Genomic DNA, 19996 nt, shown 5'->3' with positions numbered 1-19996 from the left:
CGGAATTCAAGTAGATGACCGCTGGCGCCCGATGGCGCGTCACGTCATCCCCGTATCCGGCGCACCACCGTCTCCGGGCTGATCAGGGCATCGTCCAGATTGATCTCCAGGAACCCTTGGAGGATGAGCGAGGCCAGTGTCGGCATCGGCCGTCCCTCCCGGATCGCCGAGAGGCATTCCGCGATAGTGAGCGATCCCATTTCCTCGAGGCCGGCCAGCAGACGAATCCTGTCGCCGAGGGGCGCCCGGTAGAAGCCGTATCGGAGAAGGTCCTTCGCGTTCCGGAGACGGAAGCTGTCGGCGAAGTCGACCATCGCCACGGGGCGGTAGCGGTATCCCATCGATTCGATGGCGCTCGAGAGCCAGATCGGCGGCAATGGCTCCTCCTGCCCGACATCAATCAGGAAGAATCCGCCCTCTCCGGTCAGAACGAGGAAGTCGAGCCGATACTCATCGTCGCCGTTCCGGAGCAGCGGCGGCGACGTGCTCCATTGAGCGACAGCGGGATCGAGATCGAGAAGGCAAGCGAAATCCCTCGCCTGCTGCGATCGGAACAGGGCGGGACCATCGCACTTGATGGTCGCCAGTAGCGGGCGTCAAGGTCCTCAGCGGAATAGCCTCATGCTCGAGTTCTGGTGACTTCGAACGATATCACATCATTGGGATCCAGTTCCCGTATGCTTGTGTCGTGGCCCGACAACTTGGCGCATGCGTGCAGCAGGCGATTGTTGTTCTCATAGTGTTCGACGATCACGTCGAAGACATCGTTCTCTGCCGTCGTCGTGAGCTTGATCGGCCGGAAGTAGCGGAAGAGGCCAGACGGCCTGTCCGTCGCCCTGAGATGCCCCATGCGTTCCACGGTTTTCTGTCCATAAGTCCGGCGATGAACGAACTCGTTTCTCGCATCTGTCGCTGCGTCGAGCCAACCGCAGGCCATCCACTTGGTCGACGGTTCGCCTTGCGGGGCGATGTTGCCCGATGATTGCAATTCCTGCAGGAGCGGCGAGGATGCCACATTGGGACCGCGGATTTTTTCAACCAGCCGCGCCATGCTATCTACCTTGTGACTGTCCATCCCGATCTGATTGGCGATGAATGCGGCAAGATAGTCGCGCACGGATCCCAGGTGGAGGAAGAAGCTGTGGACCTGCTCGTAGAGATACTGGTCCCTCATGGTAGCGGATCGCCGACCGTCGATGTTCCCATCCGCGATCTGGTTGATAAGCTCCTCGTGGTAAAACGAAGCGATGTGCTCCACGCTGGTGTCGAGGTTTCTGAGGCTCAGCGAGATCGAGTTTGCAAGGCGTTCGTCTTCTTGAGCGTCGTCCATGATGGCTTGGTAATCCTGCTCGCTCTTTTCCAACCCGCTTCGCAACAGCGGACGCGTCCGCGTCTCACTCAGGCGGCGAGCGACGTTGCTCCAGAGATCCGATGGGCTGAAAGCGTGGTTCTGCACGCCGGGGATGATTGGAGCCCAGTGGGAGAAATGTGATCCCGACCTCCAGTTTATCTGCTGGAACGCCACGAACCGATACCCGCGTTCCCTTAGGAACGCACCGAGTTCCGCCTGCGTGTAGAACCCGCTCACATACGGTTGGCCCGCATGCAGTACGGGAAGAAGCCGCCAACGGTTCTGGTCGAGCTGCGCTGCCTTCACCCCACCGGTCCATGCCATCAGGAAGGTGTCGGCGTCTCCTTGTCGTCGGATCGGCTGCATGAACTCGGAGTGAGGGTGGCGGGTGTACACGATTCGTCCCTGATGTCGGTTGCTGCTGGATAAGGATCATTCACGATCATTTTCCAGATGGCAATTCCATCAGAGGTGAACCTTGGACTGGATCGGGCCGAAGGTCACGGCTGGGGCTTCCTGGCCCTAGTCTGCGCTGGCCGAGCCTTCGCGCCGCGGCTGCCTGCGTTAGACTTTGGGGCCGCTTTGCCGCTCTTGGGAACCTTCGCGCTTTTGGCGGCGACGGTGGCCGCACTGGGAACGCCACGCCTGCCAGGAATCCTGACTACCAGGACACCCCTGTGAGTGCCGTCACCGAGCAGATCGCCCGTCCGTGTCTCGTACCATGTGTCCATATGGGCGAGCTTCAGGTGTGGCTTGGAGAGATCCAGGACCAACATGACGCCAAGCTTGACGTTCGTAGCCTGGTAAATGACGGTCTGATCCCCATAGGAGAGCATCAAATTGTCGAAAGAAGCGTCAGACAGCTCCCTCTTCACCTCGATGATCATCCGGTGGGGATCCGCCTTGTACCTGATGTCCGCTCGGCCGCCTGCAATGCCCTTGATCTCATCGTCGACCGGAAGGCGGTTCGACTTGCCATGGCGCAGGAAGTCCTGTTGCAGGTCCTTCTCGACAGGGAGTGGACTGTGCTGGAAGAGGTACTTCGAGAAACTGTCCTGTTCCCGCGACCCGTCGAGCTTCATCTCGAGGAATAGAGCGATGTAGTAGACGAGCGTGTTGAACACTCGCCTTACCGATGGATCCTTGTAGTCGGCTACTCCGGAGAGTGCCTCCTCGGTCGATTGGATCATCGCCATCACTGGTCTGGTTGCACCGGATGCGTGCTGCATCTCGACTGTCTCGAGAATTCCACGAAGTACCGCGTCGGTGGCGGGATCAGTGAAGTGTGCCCAGCTTCTCGAGGCGGATACCGATGGGCTTTCGGTTTCCGCGCCGATAGGGAAACCGCCGCCCTCCCGAAAAAGCCGCCTGGCAACCTCATTCAGTTCTTTGACGAGGCCGGGGTCGTGTTCCGCACCATGCTGGCGGATCCACTCTATGATCGCCATTGCGTGCGCATGGTTCGCAAAGATCCGGGCTTCGATCTGGGGTCTGATGACGCAGTCAAGGCCCTTGCCGGGTTCGGCCGCGAAGACGGTCCGGTTGGCTTCGTACGCGAACAGGAGATGCGTTTCTATAAGGTTTGCCGCTTCCAGCCAAAAGACATCGTTCAGGCGGCGATCCAATTCGGACAACTTGTCGATAAGCACGACGAGAGCCGTGGTCTGGCTCGCTAGGGCTCCGAGGATTGGATCTTTAGCGTCGGCACCCGAATAGGCCATGTACGCCCAGGCGTCTTCCTTGAGACGGGCCAAGGTTGTCTCGAAGTCTGGCGCGACCTGGTTTTCATGGAAGTCGATCAGGAGCTCCACCGCTGATGCGAAGATCCTCGCGTCGTATCTGCTTTCGCGCAGGCTAGCGGCGTGAGCGAATCCTCGATGGGCATCGCGCAGGTGCTGCAGGATGATGGTCTGGTCGGCCCCTTCGATCGCGGAATGCAGGGCGACGAGACCGAGTTCCAGGTGCACCTGATCGCCAGAGCCGCTGACGGCACTCGCTACATTCAGAAATTCGAGAAGCGCAGGATTTCGAGTCCTTGCCAAGAGGACACCGGCTATTCTCGCCGCATGGGCGATGAACGACGGATCATCTTCAAGATCGGTATCTACGAGATCGGCGATCAGTCGGGTCAGACGTATCGAGTTGTCGCGGGCGAAACCGAGCGCGGCCTTCAATGCGGCCGCGCGGAGGCGAACCGAGCGACTGGTCTGCCGGGAGATGTCGAGAAGACGGCGGAACACAGCGTTCTCGACCTGGGTATCCTCGTAGCTGATGGCGAGAAGATAGTTGGCAATCGCATCCAGCTCCGCGCCGCGGTCGATGGACATCAATACGTTTTCGATAAACCGGTCGACATCGGCCTTGCGAAGCGACCGAAAGGGGAGAACGAGTTCTACAAAGATATCGGGGAAAATCGACGCGCCGATGACCTTTCCATCGGACAGGACTCGGTCAATCCCGCCAAACGCGTCAACGCTCGGAACTGCCTCCCGGGCGAGGATGTCTTCCATGATCTCGTCGTATTGCATGGTGGCCTACCACAGGTAACCGTCTTCCCGATTCTTCACCACATTCTCGCAAGGGACATGCGCCAGGATTGCGTCGCTCTGGATCCCGGCAAGGAACACCTGGATAGTCGGCAGGGACAACTGAAGCTTCGCAAGGCCGGTCACGATCGCAACGACGTTCTCGTTGACCACTTCGTGGCTGCCAACTGAATCCACGAGCAGAACGCCCGGATGCCTCCCAATCCCGCTTTCCTCGGCAACCTGGATCAACGCCAGCGTCGCGGCCAGCTTGAGGCGCATGCGCTCGCCGGCCGTGCACTCCCCGAAGTTCTTCTTGCCGCCCTTCGTGTGAACATCCATGTGCGTGTTGCCCTTCAGTTTCACGCTTTTCAGATCGTCTAGGCCGAAGGCGCGAGCGAATTCAGCAGTCAGGTCCGAAACCTTGCCAAGGACTGATTGCTGCTCGTCGTCGTACATGTCCTTGGTCGCATTTACTGCGACGTCCAGCAGCTTGATGTCATCGACCTCAACTACCGGCTCGTCGCTAACCATCTTCTCGAGTTCTTCGATCTGGGCGGAAAGCTTTATGAGCTCCATCTGGCCATCCGGGCGTGACTGGATCGCCTTGATTTCCTTTTCGAGTTCCTTCGACAGCTCATCGAAGCGCTCTCGATCAGCCTCCGCTTCCGCCTTCCGCTTGTTTGCATCGACCAAGCGGCTGCGCAGCCTCCGGCTCTCTTGTGTTGCTTCGTTGACGGCTTCGCGGAGGCGGGCCTCAACCCCTTCAACGTCGTCGGCGACGCGATGATCTTCACGACCGCAAACTACGCAATCGTGGTGCTGCTCCCGCTCCTCGCGGTATGCATCGGTGTAGACTTCTTCGCAGCTAGGGCAAGAGACGGGTTTCAGCTTCCTAAATACGCGGCCGGCAGCCTGGCTCTCGAGGAAAGCGTTCAGCTCCCTCGTGGCGGCCGTCGCGGCCTCCTCGGCACCGCGGCGATCGGCATCGATCTCGTTCAGCAGCAGGATATATCGACGAACCTTCTCGGCCGAGGACATGAACTTCGTGAGGCTGTCGGAAAAGCGCATGCGCAAATCCGCAAGCGACGTTGAATCCTTCTGGGCGGATGTAATGGCGTCTTTCGCTTTCCGAAGTTCCGCGAGCCTCGCGGCTGCTGCGTTCGATACCTGTCTAGCGGCCTTCGTTGTCTGCTTATTATCGATCTCGAGCCGCTTTCGAGCTTCGATAAGCGATGCCCGCGTCGCGATCCAAGGCAATCCGAGATACATCTGCATCATCCGGATGGCTTTCCATGCTGGATATCCCCACCCCCGAAGACCGCCTTTGGATCCGGATCGATCCAGAGGGCCCCGAACAGCCAGTTCCAGCCGTGGCGCTGCTCCACACCGCCGTCCTGCTGCTCCGCTATGACTTCAAGCGGCTCAAGACCCAGTTCGTGGAGAAAGAATCCGTCCATGGATTCGTTAAACTGCTTCTGATCAGAAAATTCTGCGACAACGAATTCTTTCTGCCGGGCGAACTTCACGAGCCGACCCACGCTATTCTCAGGATCCGAAAGCTGAACCTCGTAGAGATCACTGTCGAGGCTGAACCGGACGGTGAACGAGCGAAACCATCCAGCCATGTCCTTGGGCAGATCACGCGTGCCTGTCAGGCCCCAGCGGATCATCTTCAGGAGCGAGGTCTTACCCTTCAGGTTCCGCTTCGAAACAAACGCATGAAGACCGGACGACAGGTTCTCCTGGGAGAAATCGATTTCAGTAGTTTCGTAGTCTCCGGTCTTCGTGCCCTCGAAATTGAGAGCGAGGATCTGCAACCGCTTGGGCACCGAGTGCGTGAGCCTGGGATCGATGCCGTACTTCTTGAGCAGCCCCTCGACCTCTGAGGGGCTCATTTCGGTCTTCTTGGCGATCTGTCCGATCCATTGGTCGCGTGCCGCAATAGGGGTATTCATCAATGGATCTCCGCAAGTTTCGTTTGAACCCGTTCAGCAATCGTGGGAATCAGATCGCCGACCTGAGCATCGTGATATTCCTTCTGCTCATGCTGCCGCTTCTTAAGGACAGCTCCGCCCCTTCCATTGGCCACGCGGAGAACCAACCGTGCCCGCTGAGAGTACCAGTCGAAGATCGGATGATCGCGCACGATCTGCTCGGCGATATCAACGCCGGCCTTGCTGACCAGAAAATGCTGAGGATTCGTCGTCGGATGATGGAGCGTGAGCGGCCGCACGAGTCCTCGCACGGACAGTATCGCCAGCACCGTATCCAGGCGCTCGTATGCGCCGTAGTACCGTCGCAACATCGGGATCGTTTTCTCGGAAGGCTCGTCATCGTCGAAGATCCCGCGGGCCGTATCGAGAAAGAACCTGTCTCCCGTCTCGTCGAACTGGGCAAGAAGCTCATCGGCGAGGTAGTCCGGATAGCGAATCCAGAAGTCCAGCGCCTGCAGCCTTGTCTCGCCTTCGAACCTGAGTGGATATTCCTCCGACGTGGTTAGATCTCGATTGGGTTCCGATCCTTCCTTCAGAAGGAACAGAATCCGCACGGCATCCCGGTACTCTGTGTTCGCCATACCCACCCCAGCTTGGCCCATGTATCGTCGGCACAATTTTATGTGGTAAATCAACCGGCGATAAGTCCACAGGCATCGTAGCGATGATTAATCTACAGCTTTAATCAAGGAACGAGCCGCACCAAGTTCAAAGGAGAATGTGAATGCCCGCGATGACAGATCCCATGGCTGCCTTGATTTCTTTCGATCGGGAGCTGAAGCGTGGCCTGTTGGAAGCAGGGCAGAGCTCGAGGCGCGGATTGGGCCGCTTCATCAGCCCGCTGCGGACATAATGGAGCGGTGGCGCACTTTGATCCGTTACGGTCGCGAGAATTGCCCGTCATTCATAATCCCTGAGGTTCCAGGCGATGGCGTCACCTACGTATACACGTTAACAAGGCTGTTCTCGTTCCGTGTCATCTTCGAGGAGGATGGTCTGCTGCTGAAGGCGCGGTTCAAGCCCGACAACCGGAGGGTCTGGAAGGTCTATCGGGAGCATGCGGATGTCTTCACGAAACTTCTGGAATCGTTCAGTTGGCAACGTAGCGGCGATGAGATCACGGCGACCGCCAAGGTCTCGACGGATGGCCACATCCGCAAGGCCACAATCGAGCTAGGGAACTTGGCATCGTACTTCCGGCACAAGATGCCGTAGAAATTCGGCCACCGGCACCGCTATAAGCTAGTGGTGCCGGTGGCGTGGCTTCTGCGACTACGTGGAGATCTGTCGATCGATGAGCTATTGCCATGGAGCATCTTGCAACGACAATCTCCCGAACAGTGAATGGATAGCGGCCACATGGTGTTGCTTCGAATTGATCCGTTTCCATCCCAAGACGACCTCAATATGCTTTGGTTAGAAGCTTGGGGCAGCCGTGAGCCGAAAGACTTCTCTGGCGTCCTGTCGCGCAGCCTCGCGCATATAGGGGCTTATGCAGATGGTCGGCTCGTCGGCTTCCTAAACGTGGCATGGGACGGAGGTGCCCACGCCTTTATCCTCGACACCTGTGTCGACCCTCGGATGCGAAGAAAGGGTATCGCTACTCGCATGGTTATAGAGGCCACAAATGTGGCCCGAGAGCGCGGAGCAAAGTGGTTGCATGTCGACTTCGAACCGCATCTGACCTCCTTCTACCGGAGCTGCGGATTCCGGCAGACCGAGGCAGGACTCATAAAGCTGAAGTGACAACTTACTGCCGGACCGGACGCTTACGATCCTTCCGCGGGAAGGAACCCAGAGTATCATCTCGCGACGTTGCCGCTGGCAGGATTGACGCGCTCGATGTAGAAGTCATAGCCGGCATCGCGTTGCACGCCACAGAGACCGCTTTCTTCGTACTTCGCCTTGTCGAAATGGATAACCTCGCCATCGACCTCGATCTTCACGAAATAGTCCACGTGCTGGTCATCCAGCGGGTTGAAACAATATGCGCGTTCCGGAAGCTGGATCCGACCGTCGGAAAGGCGCTCGCCGTCTCCGACGAACTCAGCAAAGGGTTTAGGGTCATCGCTGTACCGTGCTTTCTCGCTGAAGAAGCCGATCTTGTAATTGACGCGATCTCCATCTCCCAGAGTGAAGGTTCTGGGAAGAATCTTATAGGCGAAAGTTCCCCCGCCATATCCCTCTCGCTCTGCTACAAGCGAAAAGCCCATATGCTTCCAGAATGGTTCAGCACTGGACGGCGCGATCTCAATTTCGACCACCGACCTTCCTTCCTCCCATGCCGACTGAATCATGAAGTCGGCAAGGATCTGGCCGTAGCCATGGCCCCGATGATCGGGATTGATCTCAAGGATATCTGTGCCATCGAGGAAACCTACAGCTCGACCATCTACGATAAGGCAGTGGATCTTAGATCGCCCCTCCCGCCATCCCTTCTTTGCTGAATCCCAGTTGCACCGGAAACCGCGGATCGGTGCATCCCCCTGGTAATCCGCCTCCTCCCATTCTTGATATGCACGCTGATAGTTGGCCTCTTCGGCGTCTAACCAGGTTTCGATCTCTGCGAGCAAAGACTCGTCAGCAGGAATAATCCGATAGGCCATTATGCCTCTTTCGTGTTGAGACCCGGCGGTCCGCGTGAATCAATATCGAGAAACAGGTTGCTCACTTCGCAGATCGACGTCAGCATAAAAATGACGAGATTCGCGAGTTTGCCCAGATATCAACGAGTTCGCACTTATGGTGTCTCGGGGTGCTTGAGTTCGCACTTATGGCGCCTGGGTTCGTGTAGTTGCGTGCGAATGCTGCAGAAAAGCGTGTATTTTCATTGATCCCAATCCGCGCTTATGTGGCGACACAGAGCCATTTCCGTTACGCCAGCGACGAAATTTGCCGCCAATCGCCGCAGTTAATCGAGGCGATTGGCGCCGCCGAGAAGCATGGCGGGCCTTGTTGTCTATGATGTTCCGAGGCCTTCGTGGCGAACGCGCCTATCGCGCCCGCCAAGTCATCTCAGACAACCTTTGCAGGCGCCGCTTCCGATTCTCCCTGCTGATTCCCACGAAATGGCCGTTTGAGGAGTTCGAGGAAGTCATCGACAAACGTGAAAATGACCGGGATGACCAGCAAACTGAGGAATGTCGACGTCAGCAGCCCACCGATCACGACGATAGCCATGGGCTGGCGGAAGCTCCCATCGCCGCCGCTCAGGCTCAGGGCCACGGGCAGCATGCCGCATCCCATGGCGATCGTGGTCATGATGATCGGTCGCGCCCGCTTGTGGCAGGCGTCCACCAGAGCGTCATATCGTGACATACCGCCGCGCCGCGCCATGATGGCGTATTCGACCAGCAGGATGGAGTTCTTCGTCACCACGCCCATCAGCATGAGCAGCCCGATCACCGCCGCCATGGAGAAGCTCGTGCCGGTAACGATAAGCGGTAGAAGCGCGCCCCCGAGCGACAACGGCAGCGCCATCAGAATCGTCAGCGGCTGCAGGAAATCGTGGAAGAGCAGAACCAGCACTGCATAGATGCAGAACACGCCGATCGCCATGGCGATGCCGAAGCTCTCGAACAGTTCGGAACTGCGCTGCAATTCGCCCTGTTCGATAAGGTGAACACCCCGCGGCAGGTTCTTGAGCGCAGGCAGCACCTGGGCTTCGCGGTTGACGTCGCCGAGGATGCGGCCGTTGAGCTCGACCGAGAGGGTGACGTTGCGCGAGCGGTCGATGCGGTTGATCTCGGACGGGCTGCCGCCGATGCGAATGTCGGCGATGGAGCCGAGATCGACATTGCCGTTCGTGCCGCTGACGCGGAGATTGGCGATGTCGTCCAGTCTCGTCCGGTTCCCGGGATCGAGCCGCACGCGGATCGATACCTGCCGTTGCGGCAGGTTGAGCTTTGCCATCGAAGAGGAGTAATCGCCATTGGTCGCGACGCGGACCGCTTCGGAAATCGCTTCCGACGTGACGCCGAGTGCCGCCGCCCGCGTAAAATCGGGCACGATCTGGATCTCTGGAGCTTGGAGTGAAGCACTGGAGGTAACGGCGCCTATGCCCTTAAGAGTGCGCAACTGCTCCTCCAGCGCGCTGCCTGCCTGGTCGAGGGCATTGGAATCGTCACTGGCAAGCGTGATCTCGAGCGTCGTTCCATTGCCCCCCGAACCGACTTCGACCCTGAGGCCCGGCAGCACGGCGAGCGCCTGCCGGATGTCGTTCTCGATCTCGGACTGTTTGCGGTCGCGATCGCCGATCGGCGTCAGGTTGACGACGAGCGTCGCCGAGCTGACGTCGTTCGTCGTGGAGGACTCGAGGCCGGCTCCCGAGGACGCACTGCCAACCGTGGAGAATACGCGGGTGACATCCGGCAGCTTCGCGATGATGTCCGCGGCCTGGCGCGTCAACGCGTCGGTCTGCTCGACAGTGCTGCCGGGCTGCAGTGTGAGCGTGACCTTCGTTTGCGCGTCGTCGGAGGCCGGCAGGAATCCCGATTTGAGAAGTGGAATCGCCGATAATGAGAGGCCGAGGAAGACGCCGACGCCGAGAACCGTCAGCTTCCGGTGGCTGAGGCAGGCTTTCATGACGGCCATGTAGGCGCGCATGATACGGCCGTCCTTCTCTTCGGCCGGATGGGCTTTCATCATGTAGGCGGCCATCATCGGCGTCAGCAGGCGCGCGACCAGCAGTGAGGCCAGCACTGCGACGGCCGCGGTCACACCGAACTGGCGGAAGATGAGGCCGGGAATGCCGCTCATGAAGGCGGTCGGCAGGAACACGGAGACCAGCGTGAAGGTCGTGGCGATGACGGCAAGGCCGATCTCGTCGGCGGCCTCCAGCGCCGCGTCCATCGGCGATTTTCCCATGTTGAGGTGACGGGCGATGTTTTCGACTTCCACGATGGCGTCGTCGACGAGGATGCCGACCACCAGAGAGAGCGCGAGCAGCGTCACGGTATTCAGGCTGAAATCCGCGAAATACATCGCGAGAAAGGTCGGGATGACCGACAGGGGCAGAGCCACCGCTGACAGGAAGGTCGCCCGCCAGTCGCGCAGGAATAGCCAGACGACCACGACGGCGAGGATCGCGCCCTCATAGAGCATGTGCATGGAGCCGTCGTAGTTCTCGATGATCGGCCCGACCGTGCTGTAGGCCTCGACGATCTCCACGTCCGGATTGGCGACCGCGAAGTCCCGCATCGCGGCCTGGATGGCGGCCGCGACGCCGGTATCCGAAAAGCCGTTCGAGCGCTTAACCTGAACGCCGATCACCGGCTGCCCGTCGAGATAGGCGAGCGAGGAGCGGTCGGAGAAGCTGTCCGTCACCGTGCCGATCTCGTCGAGGCGCACCAGCTTGCCGCTCGGCAGCGGGATCGCGAGCGCCTTCAACTCCTCGGTCGAAGCGACGGCCCCGAGCGTGCGGATCGACTGCCTGTTGCCGCCGATCTCGCCGCGACCGCCCGAACTGTCCGCCTGAACGGATTTGAGACGGGACGAGACCGTTGCGGCCGTCATCCCCAGCGATCCCATGATTTGCGGGTTGAGGTCGACATGTACTTCGCGGTCTATGCCGCCTATGCGGCCGACATCGCCGACACCGGAGACGGAAAGCAGCGCCTTGGTCATCTCGTTGTCGACGAACCAGGACAGCTCCGTTTCGTTGAGCCGGGTCGAGCGCACGGCATAGGTGATCAGAGGAGAACCCTGCACCGTGACCTTCGTCACGCTCGGCGTCTCCATGGCCGAAGGCAGATCGGTGGTGCTGTCCACGGCGTTGCGGACCTCATTGAGGGCCTCCTCGCTGTCCTTCTCCAACTTGAAGGAGACGCTGATCGACACCGACCCGTCCGTAATGGTCGTGGTGATATGGTCGAGAAGGCTGAGCGAGGCGAGATTGTCCTCGATCTTGCGGGCGACCTCGGTCTCCAGTTGCGACGGGGCCGCACCCTCGAGCGTCGCGGTGATCTTGACCGTCGGCAGGTCCATGTCGGGAAAGTTCTGGACCGCGAGCCGCTCGAAGGCGAGCAGCCCACCCACCGTCAGGAGAACAAACAGCAGAATGGCGGGGACGGGATTGCGGATCGACCAGGCGGAGAAGTTCATTGTGCTTCTCCCTCGACCCTGACCAGCGCATTGTCCGAGAGGAAGGCGCCGCCGGATTTTACAACCGAGGTTGATCGATCGATGCCGGACAGGATCTCCACCTCTCCGGCGTTGCGGCGTCCGGTCTCGACCCGCACGCGCGAGGCGCGATGATCCGCATCGACCGTGAAGATGTAGTTGATGCCGTCGCGGAACACGAGCGCCGTCTCCGGTACGGTGAGGGCGCTTGTCGACTGCAGCTCGATCTGCCCCGTCACATAAATGCCGACGGGAGGATGATCCTCTGCGGGCAGCGTGACATAGACGATCGCGCGGCCCGTGTCGGTACTGACCGTCGGCCCGACCAGCCTGACCGTTCCCGCGATGCGCCGGTCGCCAGGCCCGGCGATCACGGTGCCAAGGCCCTCCTTGATGCGGGGTAGATAACGTGCCGAGACCTCGGCCTGCCATTCGACGCGACTTTGCCGGACCAGACGGAAGAGCTCGGTGCCGGAGGAGACCACCGCGCCGAGCTGCGCGGAGCGGGAGGTGATCTGCCCGTCGTCGACCGCGGCGATCGTGGTCTGATCGATCTTGATCTTCTGGCTGTCCAGCGTGGCATCCGCGGACTTGAGGCTCGCCTCGGCGGTTTGCTCGGCGATCAGGTATTCGGTGACCTTCTCGTCCGAAAGCGCGCCGCTGCCCTGCACCTTGCGCGCCCGGTCCGCATTTGCCTTGGCCTTGGCAAGATCGGCTTTCGCCGTTTCGAGCGCGGCCTCTTCCTTGCGCAGATCCGCAAGCACCGTCTCGTCCGCAAGTCGGACGAGCGGCTGACCCTTCGAGACCACAGAGCCGACATCGACGAGAACGTCGGTGATACGAAGGCCGCTGATTTCCGATGCGATGATCGCCTCGTGCCACGGCGTTAGCCAGCCGCTCGCCGGCACGGTCTCCGCCCATCGGCGTTCCGCCGGCTTCACGACGGCCACGGTGAGGGCCGCGGCTTCCTCCTGCTGCTGTGCATGGGAAGGCAGGGCTGAGAAAGCTAGGCTCGCCCCGGCGAACAGGGCACCCAGAAGACGGGCAGGCTGCATCAGTAAAGTCCTTGTATCTTTGCCTGGCGCTGAACCGGCAAAGCGGAGCCGGCGTCCCAGCCTCCGCCGAGCGCCTTGTAGAGCGCGATCCAGTAGCGGACCGCATCGCGCCGGATTTCGATGAGCGAGATCTCCGCCGACTGCGCCGAGCGCCGGGCTTCTTCCCGGTCGAGCAGGCTGACGCCGCCCGCCCGCCAGTTCGAATCGATCGAGTTGAAGTAGGTCCGGTAGTTGCGGGCCGCGCTGCTGGCGTCACCGATGCGCCTGCGGGTGCTGTCGACCCGAACAAGCGCGGTCTCGACCTCGGCAATCGCGCTCAGCACGCCGGACTTGTAGTTGGCGACCGCCGTGTCGTAGTCGGCGATCGCACTCTTGACGACTGCCCGTCGTGATCCACCATCAAGCAAGGGGATGGTCAGTGCCGGACCGAAGGACCAGGGCAGGGATTCGGCCGTCAGCGTCGAACTGCTGATCGTCACTGAACCGCCAAGGCTCAAGCTCGGATAGAGATCGGCCTTCGCCGCCCCGACATCGGCAATTGAGGCGGCAAGCTCCAGTTCGAGCGCGTTGATGTCCGGACGCTGCCGCAGGGCATCGGCCGGCACTGCGGTCAGCTTGAAGTTCATCGGCATCGGTATGCCCGCCTTGCCCCTGACCAGCAATTGGCGGACCCGTGCCTCGTCACCGCCGGTGACCTGGGCGAGTGTTTTGACCAGGACTTCGCATTCAGCCTCTTGCGCCGTCAGTGTCGAGGAGGATGAGGCAGCGCTCGCCCGTGCCAAGGCCAGGTCGGCGGTGGAAGTGAGGCCGGAGGTGGCGGCGGTTTCCGTCGCCCGGATCGTCTCCCGCTGCGAGGCGAGTTCGACGCTGTAGGCGTTCTCGAGCTGCCGGCAGGCCCGGTACTGAACATAATAATCGGCCACTTCGGCGGCGAGCGAGACACGCGCCTCGTGCCAGTTGGCGATCTGTTCATGGATCCGGAGCTGAGCCGCCTCGCTCTTTTGCCGCGTCTTGCCGAACAGATCGATCTCCCACGACGCATCCAGACCGCCGCTCGACGTCGTCGAGGCGGCAATGCGGTTGGCGGCGTCGCCGTCGGTGGCAGAACGCGTGACGGAGGCTGAACCGTCGAGTCCTGGAAACAGGCTTGCCCGCGCGGAGGCCAGCGTTGCGCGCGCCTTGTCGATGTCGGCGGCGGCCGAGGCAAGGCTGGGGTTCTCCTCCTGGGCATAGTCGATGAGAGAGGTCAACGAAGGGTCGCTGAAGGTCGACCACCACGACACGAGGCTCGATGCGTTGCCGCCATGCGGCACGGTCGCGTGCCAGACCTTTGCGGTCTTGACTTCGGTCGGCCGAAGCTCTGCGAATGTGGCGCAGCCGGACAGAAGCAGGCTGAGCGTGACTGCCGCAGACGGCAAAAGTTTCTTTTCGAGTGCAGTTTTCATTGACCTGCCCGGACCACCGACAATTCCTCTGGTCCGTAGCAGGTCGAATGTTAAGTACGGCCAAGCCAGTGTTAAGTTAGGTAAAATCCACTGCCCGACAGGCATTTGTCCTGTATGGCTATGCCTTCAGTGAACGGCAGGCTCCCGGGATGGCAAAGGTTCTTCTCATCGACGACGACGTCGATCTCACTACGCTCCTGAAGGAGTATCTCTCCGAGGAGGGGTTTGAGGTCGCGACCGCGCAGGACGGGCGCGCCGCGATCACTCAGGCCACATCGAATGCCGTCGACATCATCGTCCTCGATATCATGATGCCGCACGTGAACGGCATCGATGTCCTGCAGCGGATCAGGCGGCTGAGCACGGTCCCCGTCCTGATGCTGACGGCCAAGGGCGATGACGTCGACCGGATCGCCGGGCTCAATCTCGGCGCCGACGACTATGTACCGAAGCCCTGCTCGCCCGGCGAGCTCGCGGCACGGCTGAAGGCCATATTGCGCCGTGTCGGCTCCTCCGGTGCCGGAACATCGCAAGACGTGCTGCGGGTGGGCGAACTCGTCATGCATCCGGGAAACAGGACGGCGGAATGGGGCGGCGCGCGTCTGGAACTGACGGGCACCGAGTTCAGCCTGCTCGAAGTGCTCGCCCGCAATGCCGGCCAGCTCGTCTCCAAGCAGGAGATCTCGAAGCATGCCTTCGGGCGGCCCCTGACGCCTTTTGATCGGCGCATCGACGTTCATCTCAGCAGCGTGCGCCAGAAGCTCGGCGCCAGGGAAGACGGCCAGTCCTGGATACAGTCGGTGCGGGGACAAGGCTATCAGCTCCTGAAGGACCGATGATGCGCGGCCTGTTTTGGAAGTTCTTCACCATCACCTGGTTGATGATGGCGGCATCGATCGCAGGGCTGTTCGCAATCAGTGCTCTGCTTGATGTTGGCCCGCTCTCCCAGGACATCGCACGCGAGCAGCGGGTCTTCGCCCTTGACGTGGCCGAACGGCTGCTCGGGCGAGAGGGGGAAGAGGCCGCTCAGGCGTTCGCGCGGGCCGCAAGGGCGGCGCCTCGGCCTGTCGAACTGTCCATATCCGAGGCCGGTCCGGAGACAGCTTGCGCCGATATCGATGCCAGGACCATGCGCGGCGTCGTTGCCGATGGCAGATGCATCCGCGTGACATCCACCACTCCGGAACCCGGTATCGTTGCGGAAACCTGGCCGAAGCTGGTGCCATGGATATCGGCCCTCATCGCAAGCGCGGTCTCCGCATTCTGGCTCGCGCGTTATCTCATTCGCCCCGTCGCCCACCTCCGCCACGGCCTGAGCGCTCTCGCCCATGGCCGGTTCGACGTTCGCATCGGCGACAAAATGGGCGGCCGGAAGGACGAGGTGACGGCGCTCGCCCATGACTTCGACGCCAGCGCCGCGCGCCTGCAGGAGCTCCATGAGGTCCAGCAGCGACTGTTCCACGATGTGTCCCATGAGCTGCGCTCGCCGCTGTCCCGGCTTCAGGCGGCAATCGGTGTGCTTCGGCAGAATCCGTCGAAGCTTGAGGCCATGATGGATCGCATGGATCGCGAAATCGAGCGAATCGACGGACTGGTTGGTGAGATCCTCACGCTTGCGCGATTGTCCGCCGGCTCGGGCGATCGCGCCGTACAGACACTCGATCTGATGGATTTGCTTAACGAGATCGTCGAGGACGCAACTTTCGAGGCTCAGGCGCGTGGGATTGCCGTTTGCCACGACCGCGCCGCCGCGTTCGTCGCGGAGGTCGATGGGGAGTTGATCTATCGCGCCTTCGAGAACGTCATCCGCAATGCCTTGAAATATTCCCCCGACAACTCCCGCGTTTCGATTTGCTCCCAAATTGTCGACGGGACGCTTCGTGTGACGGTCACGGATGAAGGGCCGGGCGTGCCGGTGTCCGAACTCGAGAGAATCTTCCAGCCGTTTTCGCGCGGAACCGATGCGGCTGCGCTAAACGGCTTCGGACTTGGTCTGGCCATCACAAGGCAAGCAATTGTACAGCATGGTGGCCGGGTCACGGCTTCGACAGCCGCCCGTGGTGGCCTGGCGGTCACCTTGGAGATTCCCCAGGCGACTGCCCATAAACGGGGCGGGGCCACTAGGGGTGGAGCCCCTTAAAAGAGGGTTATGGCGCAAACGTAGTTCTTATCATCACCCGGTGCGGCGCGCCATCAGCTTCTTAAATGGCCAGTAAAGTCAATGTTTGCAGGCTCTTAGGCGCTCTTCTGGTACACCACTCGGTCCACATCGTGGCATCATTGAATCATGCGACCGGTTAAACCGGTGGTGGCCTAGACCCCGTAAAGCGCCGTCGACGCGCTCCCACCGGTCCGGCACGGCCTCGCGCGATAACCGATCGAGACTTTCGATCAGCAGATAGCTGCCCTTGGGGATTTCGCCGCTTTCGACCATGGACAGAGACGCCGCTACTCTGCGACCATGACTTTCGACTTAACGAAGGAATTCGATGCGTTTTATCAATCCGATCCCTTTCGTCCGCGACATCGAGCGCTCAAAGAAGTTTTACCGAGACGTGCTCGGGCTCAAAATGCTGAAGGATTTCGGAACGTTCGTGCTTTTCGAGACCGGCTTTTCAATCCACGAGGGAAGCTCGCTGGAACAAACGATTTGGCGGGAAGCATCTGTTGCGAAAGAACCTTATGGGCGAAGAAACCTGCTGCTGTATTTCGAACACGAGGATGTTGACCTCGCTTTCCAGGCCATTGCCCCCCACGTGGAACTGATCCATGCTGTCGAGCGGCAAGCATGGGGGCAGCGGGTGTTCCGCTTTTACGATCCAGACAGGCATGCCATCGAGATTGGAGAACCGCAAATTCTCGGATCTTCGGGCAACTCGGGCGGTGCCTGAGTTTTGTTTCCTGGAGCGATGGACAGCAACGCCCATGCATGCCGCCAGTGCAAACGGCCAGCTAAAGCAGCATAAGGCTGTGGCCTGCGAAGCTGCGCTGAGAAGCGCGGCGCAAATCACCGCAGGTTTCATTGGGATTACTGCGGTCTGTTCGGTTAACAGGGCGGGAGGCTGCCATGACATCAAGCTTCAACGTGCATGACGCGGCCGGCTATGAGCAGCTTATGGGCCGCTGGAGCCGGAAACTTGCGCCGGAATTCATCGATTTCGCCGGCGTCGCCGATGGCGAAAAGATTTTGGACGTCGGCTGCGGCACCGGCAGTCTCACCTTCGCGCTCGCCGACGCCGCCAGGCTCGCAGAGATCGCCGCGATCGACTATTCGCCCGTCTTCGTCGAGGAGGCAGCCCGGCGGAATACCGATCCGCGCATAAAGATAAGACAGGCGGATGCCTGCGCCCTGCCGTTCGAAGACCGGACCTTCGACCGCGCCTTCGCCCTTCTCGTGCTCCACTTCGTGCCCGAAGCGGGCAAGGCCGTGGCCGAGATGCGTCGTGTGGTGCGTCCGGGCGGCGTCGTCGCGGCGGCCGTGTGGGACCATCTCGGCGGAATGCCCGGCATGCGCATGATGGTCGACACGGTGGCGGCGCTCAGCGAGGGCGGGCGCCAGCTTCGGGCCCGCTACTGCTTCCAGCCGATGATGCAGCCGCAGGAAATGAAACGGACATTTGTCGAGCAGGGGCTCATGGATGTTACGGAAACCCAGCTGATGATCCGCATGGATTACCGGAACTTTGACGATTACTGGGCGCCGATTGCCGCCGGCGAAGGGCCGCTCGGCAAATATGTGGCGACGCTCGATGCGGAGGAGCGGTCGCGCACCGGTGCCGCCGTGCGCGACGCATACGAGGCCGGCCGGCCCGACGGTCCACGCTCCTTTGCGAACATAGCCTGGGCCTGCCGGGGCATAGTTCCCTGAGCCGGCGCCCGCTCGCATTTCGCGTCTGCCGCCGGCTTCGGGAACTGCTACAAGCCTGGATCCGGTCAGGCTGCTCAGCAGGCTGTCGTGTCGCGTCCCTGACTGGGGTTCACGTCCTGCTTGGCAAGGCCAGGCGGGCAATCCTTGTTGGGAACCTCGTCCTGTGCCTCGCCGGCGGCGCTGTTCTCATTGCTCTTGACGCTGCCGGTCGTCTCGCTGGAATACGGCTTGTCGCTGCTTTGATCCGCCTTGCAGTTGGGGCTGCCCGGATCGCATTTTTCCATAGTCATCGGTTGATCCCCGGTGGCGCTCGTGCCGGATTGCGCTGACGCAGTCAGGCTCGCCGTCGAGAAAAGGACTGCCGCCAGGGCAGCGGATACAGCAAGTTTCATCTTCAGACTCCATCGTTCCTTTCCAGCCGCGATCTTCGGGCTGGCTCAACGAACCACCTGCTTCTGAAAATGTTCCGTGCTGGTCGGCACGTGCAGCGCGCGTGGATCTTTGCACCGTTTCGCGGAAACGGTACAAAGATCCATCGGATTACACCTTCCCGCGCAAAGCCGCTCACCTTCTGCTCAGTGCAGAACAGGCGGCGCTTCCCGCCGAAACAGCGCGATCAGCGAGATACCATGCTGCAAAAGAAGTTCCGCTGCCGGCACATCCATCGTCGCAACGTCTTCGGCGCAACCGCTGATAATTCTGGCGAGACTGATCGAGTTTGCTGCAAACCGATCATCGCCGATTTCCTGTGCCTCGTCCGCGGTGGCTTCAAGTGCGTCCGCGACGAGCGTCATCAGGTTTTCGCGCTCGCGAGGCGTCATCTCATTCAGGGTCTTGGCAGATTCCCGCATAGCTGGCTCCTTAATCGTTACGGCGGCCTTCCGCAGGCGCGGCCGGTCGGCCGGGCGGGCGTATGCCACTTTATTTGTTGGAGTACGGGTCGAAGTTTTCATTGCATAGATCGGTACCAGGCACGGCGAATGCAAGGAATGGCTACTATGCGGCTACCGCATGCCCTTCATGGAACCGGGCAACCACGGACCGAACGATGCGGGAACAAGGCCGGCCGCTGTCCACGTCTTCAGAGCGGGATGAGCAAAACTGCGTGCGGTTTCCGCCCGCATGCCGCTCTGCTTGCTGGAATCGATAACTCTATGATTTTAGGACCGAGCCGGCCCGAAATCATGGGGATCTAAGGGGCCACTCCCCTTCCCCGCTCCAGCCATGCCTTCAGCGCAACCGCATTGTTGTGCGTCTCGTCCCGCGCCGCATAAAGCAGCGTCACCGGGCCTTCTCTCAGCCGTTCACGCAACTCGGCCACCGCCGCCTCCGCCGCTTCGCTCTCGAGCTCCTCCGCATAGGCGGCGCAAAACGCGTCCCAGTCCTCCGGCTTGCCATGAAACCGCTTGCGCAGCGCATCGCTGGGAGCGATGTCCCTGAGCCAGAGATCGATTCCAGCCTTGTCTTTGGCGACGCCGCGCGGCCAGAGGCGGTCGACGAGAATGCGCGTGCCGTCGGAAGCAGTCGGGGCCTCGTAGATCCGCTTCAACTGGAATGGTGCCATAGGGTCTCCACGGGACAGGCCGGGGCGGCCGCAACCGTCCCGGGAGGAAAACTGCTTTCATCCAGCGTAGC

The 19996-nt window shown here is 60.8% G+C and carries 19 protein-coding genes; 6 read left to right on the top strand and 13 right to left on the bottom strand.

Translation table 11 applies throughout. The features are described from left to right. Positions 1-44: 44 nt before the first annotated feature. The 6 genes from SINAR_RS1000000137505 to SINAR_RS0100920 all read right to left on the bottom strand — a co-directional run bounded on the left by SINAR_RS1000000137505 (position 45) and on the right by SINAR_RS0100920 (position 6475). Positions 45-377: a hypothetical protein gene (locus SINAR_RS1000000137505; protein ID WP_209439294.1), complete on the bottom strand. Its 333-nt coding sequence runs from the start codon at positions 375-377 to the stop codon at positions 45-47. Between the two features lie 242 nt (positions 378-619). After that, a complete protein-coding gene (locus SINAR_RS0100940; protein WP_150851970.1) occupies positions 620-1747 on the bottom strand; it encodes a hypothetical protein in 1128 nt (375 codons plus the stop codon). 104 nt (positions 1748-1851) lie between these two features. After that, on the bottom strand, positions 1852-3879 hold the full coding sequence (locus SINAR_RS0100935; protein WP_027997286.1) for a hypothetical protein: 2028 nt from the start codon (positions 3877-3879) through the stop codon (positions 1852-1854). 6 nt (positions 3880-3885) lie between these two features. Next, a complete protein-coding gene (locus SINAR_RS0100930) occupies positions 3886-4947 on the bottom strand; it encodes a hypothetical protein (RefSeq protein ID WP_150851969.1) in 1062 nt (353 codons plus the stop codon). 206 nt (positions 4948-5153) lie between these two features. Continuing rightward, positions 5154-5834: a hypothetical protein gene (locus tag SINAR_RS0100925; RefSeq protein ID WP_027997284.1), complete on the bottom strand. Its 681-nt coding sequence runs from the start codon at positions 5832-5834 to the stop codon at positions 5154-5156. Then, positions 5834-6475: a hypothetical protein gene (locus SINAR_RS0100920; protein WP_150851968.1), complete on the bottom strand. Its 642-nt coding sequence runs from the start codon at positions 6473-6475 to the stop codon at positions 5834-5836. Before SINAR_RS0100920 ends, SINAR_RS0100925 begins: the two co-directional genes overlap by 1 nt. Positions 6476-6593: 118 nt before the next feature. Between SINAR_RS0100920 and SINAR_RS0100910 the strand changes: the two genes are divergently transcribed. Both SINAR_RS0100910 and SINAR_RS0100905 read left to right on the top strand, forming a co-directional pair. After that, positions 6594-7088, top strand: a complete 495-nt coding sequence (locus SINAR_RS0100910) for a hypothetical protein (protein ID WP_150851967.1) — start codon at positions 6594-6596, stop codon at positions 7086-7088. Positions 7089-7232: 144 nt separating this feature from the next. Then, entirely contained in the window at positions 7233-7619 is a 387-nt protein-coding gene (locus tag SINAR_RS0100905; RefSeq protein ID WP_027997281.1) for a GNAT family N-acetyltransferase, read from the top strand. A gap of 56 nt (positions 7620-7675) precedes the next feature. Here SINAR_RS0100905 and SINAR_RS0100900 read toward each other — a convergent pair whose 3' ends face one another. From SINAR_RS0100900 to SINAR_RS0100880, 4 genes are all read right to left on the bottom strand, one after another. Then, positions 7676-8479, bottom strand: a complete 804-nt coding sequence (locus SINAR_RS0100900) for a GNAT family N-acetyltransferase (protein WP_027997280.1) — start codon at positions 8477-8479, stop codon at positions 7676-7678. 409 nt (positions 8480-8888) lie between these two features. After that, positions 8889-11975: an efflux RND transporter permease subunit gene (locus SINAR_RS0100890; protein WP_027997279.1), complete on the bottom strand. Its 3087-nt coding sequence runs from the start codon at positions 11973-11975 to the stop codon at positions 8889-8891. Next, a complete protein-coding gene (locus SINAR_RS0100885; protein WP_150851966.1) occupies positions 11972-13048 on the bottom strand; it encodes an efflux RND transporter periplasmic adaptor subunit in 1077 nt (358 codons plus the stop codon). Before SINAR_RS0100885 ends, SINAR_RS0100890 begins: the two co-directional genes overlap by 4 nt. Next, entirely contained in the window at positions 13048-14493 is a 1446-nt protein-coding gene (locus SINAR_RS0100880; RefSeq protein ID WP_033056909.1) for an efflux transporter outer membrane subunit, read from the bottom strand. Before SINAR_RS0100880 ends, SINAR_RS0100885 begins: the two co-directional genes overlap by 1 nt. Positions 14494-14642: 149 nt before the next feature. Between SINAR_RS0100880 and SINAR_RS0100875 the strand changes: the two genes are divergently transcribed. The 4 genes from SINAR_RS0100875 to SINAR_RS0100860 all read left to right on the top strand — a co-directional run bounded on the left by SINAR_RS0100875 (position 14643) and on the right by SINAR_RS0100860 (position 18361). Then, positions 14643-15332 carry a response regulator transcription factor gene (locus tag SINAR_RS0100875; RefSeq protein ID WP_027997276.1) on the top strand — a complete coding sequence of 230 codons (690 nt, stop codon included), beginning with the start codon at positions 14643-14645 and terminating at the stop codon, positions 15330-15332. Then, positions 15332-16633, top strand: a complete 1302-nt coding sequence (locus tag SINAR_RS0100870) for a HAMP domain-containing sensor histidine kinase (RefSeq protein WP_027997275.1) — start codon at positions 15332-15334, stop codon at positions 16631-16633. Before SINAR_RS0100875 ends, SINAR_RS0100870 begins: the two co-directional genes overlap by 1 nt. 349 nt (positions 16634-16982) lie before the next feature. Then, entirely contained in the window at positions 16983-17384 is a 402-nt protein-coding gene (locus SINAR_RS0100865) for a VOC family protein (protein ID WP_027997274.1), read from the top strand. Positions 17385-17560: 176 nt separating this feature from the next. Then, complete coding sequence (locus SINAR_RS0100860) at positions 17561-18361, top strand: class I SAM-dependent methyltransferase (protein WP_027997273.1); 801 nt, start codon at positions 17561-17563, stop codon at positions 18359-18361. A gap of 74 nt (positions 18362-18435) precedes the next feature. Here SINAR_RS0100860 and SINAR_RS0100855 read toward each other — a convergent pair whose 3' ends face one another. The 3 genes from SINAR_RS0100855 to SINAR_RS0100845 all read right to left on the bottom strand — a co-directional run bounded on the left by SINAR_RS0100855 (position 18436) and on the right by SINAR_RS0100845 (position 19925). Continuing rightward, the gene (locus SINAR_RS0100855) at positions 18436-18753 is read right to left on the bottom strand and encodes a hypothetical protein (RefSeq protein WP_027997272.1); all 318 of its coding nucleotides are present in this window, start codon (positions 18751-18753) and stop codon (positions 18436-18438) included. A 183-nt stretch (positions 18754-18936) separates the two neighbouring features. After that, on the bottom strand, positions 18937-19212 hold the full coding sequence (locus SINAR_RS0100850; protein WP_027997271.1) for a hypothetical protein: 276 nt from the start codon (positions 19210-19212) through the stop codon (positions 18937-18939). A gap of 341 nt (positions 19213-19553) precedes the next feature. After that, positions 19554-19925, bottom strand: a complete 372-nt coding sequence (locus SINAR_RS0100845; protein ID WP_027997270.1) for a DUF488 domain-containing protein — start codon at positions 19923-19925, stop codon at positions 19554-19556. Positions 19926-19996 lie beyond the last annotated feature (71 nt).

Source organism: Sinorhizobium arboris LMG 14919, assembly GCF_000427465.1.
Classification (GTDB): Bacteria; Pseudomonadota; Alphaproteobacteria; order Rhizobiales; family Rhizobiaceae; genus Sinorhizobium; species Sinorhizobium arboris.
Note: the sequence above shows the minus strand (reverse complement) of the source record. Positions and strands in the feature narration are given on the sequence as shown.